The 4,367-nt window shown below is 56.3% G+C and carries 5 protein-coding genes; 4 read left to right on the plus strand and 1 reads right to left on the minus strand.

All coding sequences use genetic code 11. The features are described from left to right. Nucleotides 1–237 precede the first annotated feature (237 nt). Entirely contained in the window at nucleotides 238–525 is a 288-nt protein-coding gene (locus GXX82_16945) for a hypothetical protein (GenBank protein ID NLT24733.1), read from the plus strand. A gap of 66 nt (nucleotides 526–591) precedes the next feature. Here GXX82_16945 and GXX82_16950 read toward each other — a convergent pair whose 3' ends face one another. After that, nucleotides 592–1,317 carry a c-type cytochrome gene (locus GXX82_16950; protein NLT24734.1) on the minus strand — a complete coding sequence of 242 codons (726 nt, stop codon included), beginning with the start codon at nucleotides 1,315–1,317 and terminating at the stop codon, nucleotides 592–594. Nucleotides 1,318–1,468: 151 nt separating this feature from the next. On the opposite strand from GXX82_16950, the gene hrcA reads away from it, so the two are divergent. Genes hrcA through dnaJ form a run of 3 tightly spaced genes read left to right on the plus strand, consistent with a single transcriptional unit; the run spans nucleotide 1,469 to nucleotide 4,213 of the window. Then, on the plus strand, nucleotides 1,469–2,491 hold the full coding sequence (gene hrcA, locus GXX82_16955) for a heat-inducible transcription repressor HrcA (GenBank protein ID NLT24735.1): 1,023 nt from the start codon (nucleotides 1,469–1,471) through the stop codon (nucleotides 2,489–2,491). Between the two features lie 8 nt (nucleotides 2,492–2,499). Beyond that, nucleotides 2,500–3,093 (plus strand): nucleotide exchange factor GrpE, encoded by a 594-nt coding sequence (gene grpE / locus GXX82_16960; GenBank protein NLT24736.1) that lies wholly within the window; start codon nucleotides 2,500–2,502, stop codon nucleotides 3,091–3,093. Nucleotides 3,094–3,112: 19 nt separating this feature from the next. Continuing rightward, a complete protein-coding gene (dnaJ, locus tag GXX82_16965) occupies nucleotides 3,113–4,213 on the plus strand; it encodes a molecular chaperone DnaJ (GenBank protein ID NLT24737.1) in 1,101 nt (366 codons plus the stop codon). Nucleotides 4,214–4,367 lie beyond the last annotated feature (154 nt).

Genomic DNA, 4,367 nt, shown 5'->3' on the forward strand with positions numbered 1-4,367 from the left:
GCCGTTGAGCAGGAAGACAAGGCCTGCATCGACAGTGTTGTTCATTGACGGTTCATTTCCTCCTTTCAACGGTGTATGATTCAATACTGCATGAGGCTGGGAAAGTCAAGAAGAAGACCGGACGCGGCTAGAGAGGCCATATGCCGGTGCTTTGATTTTTTTCCTCGTGGATAAGCGAAAAAAATGGTATGATAGCAGCACACGCAAATGAATACTTCTCTTATAACAGCTCAGGGCATGAGAACAAACACGCTTGCACAGACCATCCGGGAGGTGCAAAGAGGTGAGGGTCCGCGGCGTGAGCAACTGCCCGTCAGCCGGCAGGCAATTGAAGAAAGAAGGGAAGGACAGGATCAGGCGCTCATGGTGAAGGGACCCGGCTCTGCCGTTGAGAGCGGTGTTATCCGTTACACGGTGAATGTCGGCCCCTGCGATGTCAATGTGAGCACCATGGCGATGAGGAGATACGCAGAGGCGAGCTCCCGCCGCGCCTGTCGCTCCGGCACCTTTGAAGTGACGGTCTAGAAGACGATCATCGGCAACCAACTCCCCACACCTGGCCAAAACAGATCCGCAGCAACGGTCATTCTCCTACAACCCCTTCATGTACGCAATGAGATCGTTCACCTCGGCCTCGGTGAGATGGGGAAAGGACGGCATCCCCTTGTAGGGCGTTCTCAATTGGAGGACGATATTCTCCGCCGTCGCGGGACGCCCTGTCGCGGGAAGAGCGGGTCCCTTGAGTATGCCCTTCATCCCCAGGCTTCCCGGAGCCGTGTCGCTCCCGGCATCGTGGCACCGGGAGCACTGTGCCTGGAACAGCTCTTTCCCTTTCAGGGCGTTTGGCACCTGCGGTCCGTCTCCCTTTTCACGGATGGCTGCAGTTTGCGCGGGGACCCGTGAGAGGGGTATCATAGTCAGGACGTAATAACCGGCTGAGGATGCCACGGTGCCGAGGGCCAGGAAGGCGATGAGCATGCCCAGCGTGGGCACCCTGGAGTAGAACTGCCTGTAGGCCTTGATAATGGCGAGCTTGAAGATAAGAAGGAACAGGACGCCGTGGGCCAGGATGACATGAAGGGCGGCCCTCGGTGACAGTTCCACCTTCGTAAGGGCTATGTGGGCCATGCCCATCAGGGCGAGGGCAAGGAAGATGAGGAAGAACAGGATGCCGTTCACGCGGTGGACACGGGTGAGCCTTTCCGTGTCGAACCGTTTTTCCTTGCGCCCGAGTACCTCGAACATGGTGAGAACGGCGACAAGCATGGAAGCAAGGAACAGGACGGATATCAACAACTTGAGGGTAAGGATGGTCATGCGTTCCTCCTTCGCGTGCCCGTCTAAGGCACACATGTCGTACGATACGCCCGCCGGCATGCGGGGCCAATGAGGACCCGCGCCATTTTCTTGACAAAGAGAGGCGGGATAATTAACTTATTGTATCAGAATGAAAGGGCTACGGGAAATCTTGAGTGACCGCGAGAGGTCTGTTCTTGAACTCATCGTCGAGAATTACATAGTCTTTGCCGAGCCCGTGGGTTCCATCACGATATCCCGGGCCATGAAGAAGAAGGTCAGCTCGGCGACGATCCGCAACATCATGAGCGGCCTCGAGGAACTGGGTTTTCTCTACAAACCCCATGCTGTCGCCGGGCGGGTGCCTACACCGAGGGCGTTTCGCTACTACGTGAACAGCCTGCCCGCTCCCGGGGCGCCGGGCAAGAAAGAGCTCAAGGCCCTGGAGAGCCTTTCCCGGTTGCGTTACGCCTACACGGAAGAGGTAATGGTCGACGCGTCCCGCATCCTTGCCGCCATTTCCCGCTGCCCGAGCATCGTCGTCGAACCCCGCGTGGACACCATGCTTTTCAAGGAAGTGGAGTTCGTCAGGCTTTCGCGCAACACGATCCTAATCGTCTTCGTGACGACATCGGGAATGGTGCACAGGAGGTTCGTCGACACGGGGGAGGACATTGAGCAGGACGTGCTCGACGAAATGAAGGGTTACATGAACGAGCGTTTCTCGGGCATGCCCTTCTACGCCCTCAAGGAGAACATCATCAGGGACATCCGCAGGGACAGGGAGGATTTCCTGAGGCTCTACCGGAAGATACAGGACGCCGTGGACGTTCTCGTCGGCGAGGAAGAGAAGAGAGAGATATACATAGAAGGGGCGTCGAAGATGATCGGTATCCCCGAGTTCTCCGACGTGGAGAGGCTCAAGGACCTCTTCCGTGCCCTCGAGAACAAGGAAAGACTGATACAGCTCCTCGACCGGTACCTGAGCGATGAGGGCATCAATGTGATCCTTGGAAGCGAGAGCGATATGAAGGGGATGGAGGGCATGAGCATCATCACCTCGGCCTACCGGATAGGCGAGGACAGCTATGGCCTGCTCGGGATCATCGGCCCGATGAGGATGAACTACTCCCGTCTTATCCCCATAGTCGATTACACCGCACGGGCGGTGACGGATCTTTTCAGATCGATGTGAGGAAGGCGATGAACGAGAAAGACAAAGACCTGCTCCATGACGAGAGCGAGGAGAGACACGAGGAAAAGGGCGAGGGCGGGCAGAAGCACGAGGAGCAGAAGAAAAAGAAAAAGAAGGAAGAGTTCTCTTCGGAGGTGAAAAAGGAACTTGAGGAAAAGGAGGGAAAGATAAAGTCCCTCGAGGAAAGACTTCTATACCTTCAGGCCGATTTCGAGAACTTCAAGAAGATCAAGGCAAAAGAGAAGACGGACCTGCTCAAGTACGCGAACGAGACCATTGTCAGGGAACTGCTCCCCGTCATCGATAATCTCGAACTGGCTCTCAAGCATGCCGAATCCACGGAGGATTACAAGGGCATCCACGAAGGCGTCAGGATAACGCTCAATGAATTCATGAAGGTCCTCGAGAAGGCCGGTGTCAAACCCGTAGTGGCGGTGGGCCAGAGATTCGACCCCAACTTTCATGAGGCGTTCTACCAGGAGGAACACGAGGACGTGGAGCCCGACACGGTGGTCTCGGAGCTCCAGAAGGGCTACCTTCTCAATGACAGGCTTATAAGACCCTCCCGGGTGGGTGTCTCAAAGAAACCCGAAATACAGTAAGGCACAAGAAAGGCGTACCATGAGAGGCAGGCAGCACGTGGATTATTTCGAGGTCCTCAATGTTTCGCGGGGGGCCACGGATGAAGAGATAAAGAAGGCATACCGGAAGCTGGCCCTTGAGTACCACCCGGACCGCAACCCCGGGGACCGAAGCGCCGAGGAGAAGTTCAAGGAGATCAACGAGGCCTACGAAGTCCTGGGAGACGAGCAGAAAAGGCGCCACTATGAACGATTCGGGACTGCCGGCGACATGGGTTCCGTCTTCGATTTCGGTTTTCAAGGGAATTTCGATTCCGTTTTCAACGACCTTTTCAGCGATTTCTTCGGTAACCAGAGACCGCGCCAGAGGAAGGGGGGCGATCTCAGGTACAACCTGACCATAGAGTTCGAGGAGGCGGTATTCGGCGGGGAGAAAGAGATCGAGATCCCCAGGGAAGAGAAATGCCCTGTCTGCAACGGTTCACGTGTCGAGCCGGGCCACGAGCCGGTGATATGCAGGCACTGCGGCGGGCGCGGACAGGTCCGTCAGAGCCACGGATTCTTCACCATCAACAGGACCTGCGAGTACTGCGGCGGGGAAGGGCAGGTCATCAAGCATCCCTGCAAGAACTGCAAGGGCAGGGGGACCGTCAGGACAAAGAAAACGTTGAAGGTCCGGATCCCCCCCGGTGTCGACAACAATACCCGTCTCAAAGTGAGGGGCGAGGGGATGCAGCAGCCGGGAGACACCATTCCGGGCGACCTCTTTGTCGTCCTTCAGGTGAAGGAGCACGCCGTTTTCGAGAGGGCCGGCGATGACATTGTCGTTCAGGTGGATGTGGGGTTTCCCCTCCTGTGCCTGGGCGGAGAGATCACCATACCCACCATCGAGGGCGAATCCGTCCTCAAGATACCGGCGGGCACGCAGCAGGGAAAGGTGTTCAGACTGAAGGGTCTGGGCGTCAACAAGTCCAATGGTTATGGCCGCGGCGACCAGCTTGTCTATCTCAACATCGTCATCCCTTCCGACCTCACGGATCGACAGAAGACCCTGGTCGAGGAACTGGCCGTCGAGTTCAAGGACTCATCCCCGCAGACACGCAAGGGTTTCAAGGAAAAATTCATGGAGTTCTTCGAATAAAGAGGCAAAGACAGGTGATGGGTTATAGGTCATGGGTCATAGGCTACTGACCGTTTGTTCCTCCCATAACCCATAACCTATCACCTATTACCCATCTTCATTTCTTCTCCGCGCTCTCGACCATCAGTTTCGCTATCGCCCTTGAAAAGGCAGC

This window comes from Syntrophorhabdus sp. (assembly GCA_012719415.1).
In the GTDB taxonomy this organism is placed as follows: Bacteria; Desulfobacterota; Syntrophorhabdia; order Syntrophorhabdales; family Syntrophorhabdaceae; genus Delta-02.

What these genes read in the sequence shown, in the direction of transcription:
- GXX82_16945 (NLT24733.1), top strand. Translation starts at nt 238, where the DNA reads ATGAGAACAAACACGCTTGCACAGACCATCCGGGAGGTGCAAAGAGGT.
- GXX82_16950 (NLT24734.1), bottom strand. Translation starts at nt 1,317, where the DNA reads ATGACCATCCTTACCCTCAAGTTGTTGATATCCGTCCTGTTCCTTGCT.
- grpE (NLT24736.1), top strand. Translation starts at nt 2,500, where the DNA reads ATGAACGAGAAAGACAAAGACCTGCTCCATGACGAGAGCGAGGAGAGA.
- dnaJ (NLT24737.1), top strand. Translation starts at nt 3,113, where the DNA reads ATGAGAGGCAGGCAGCACGTGGATTATTTCGAGGTCCTCAATGTTTCG.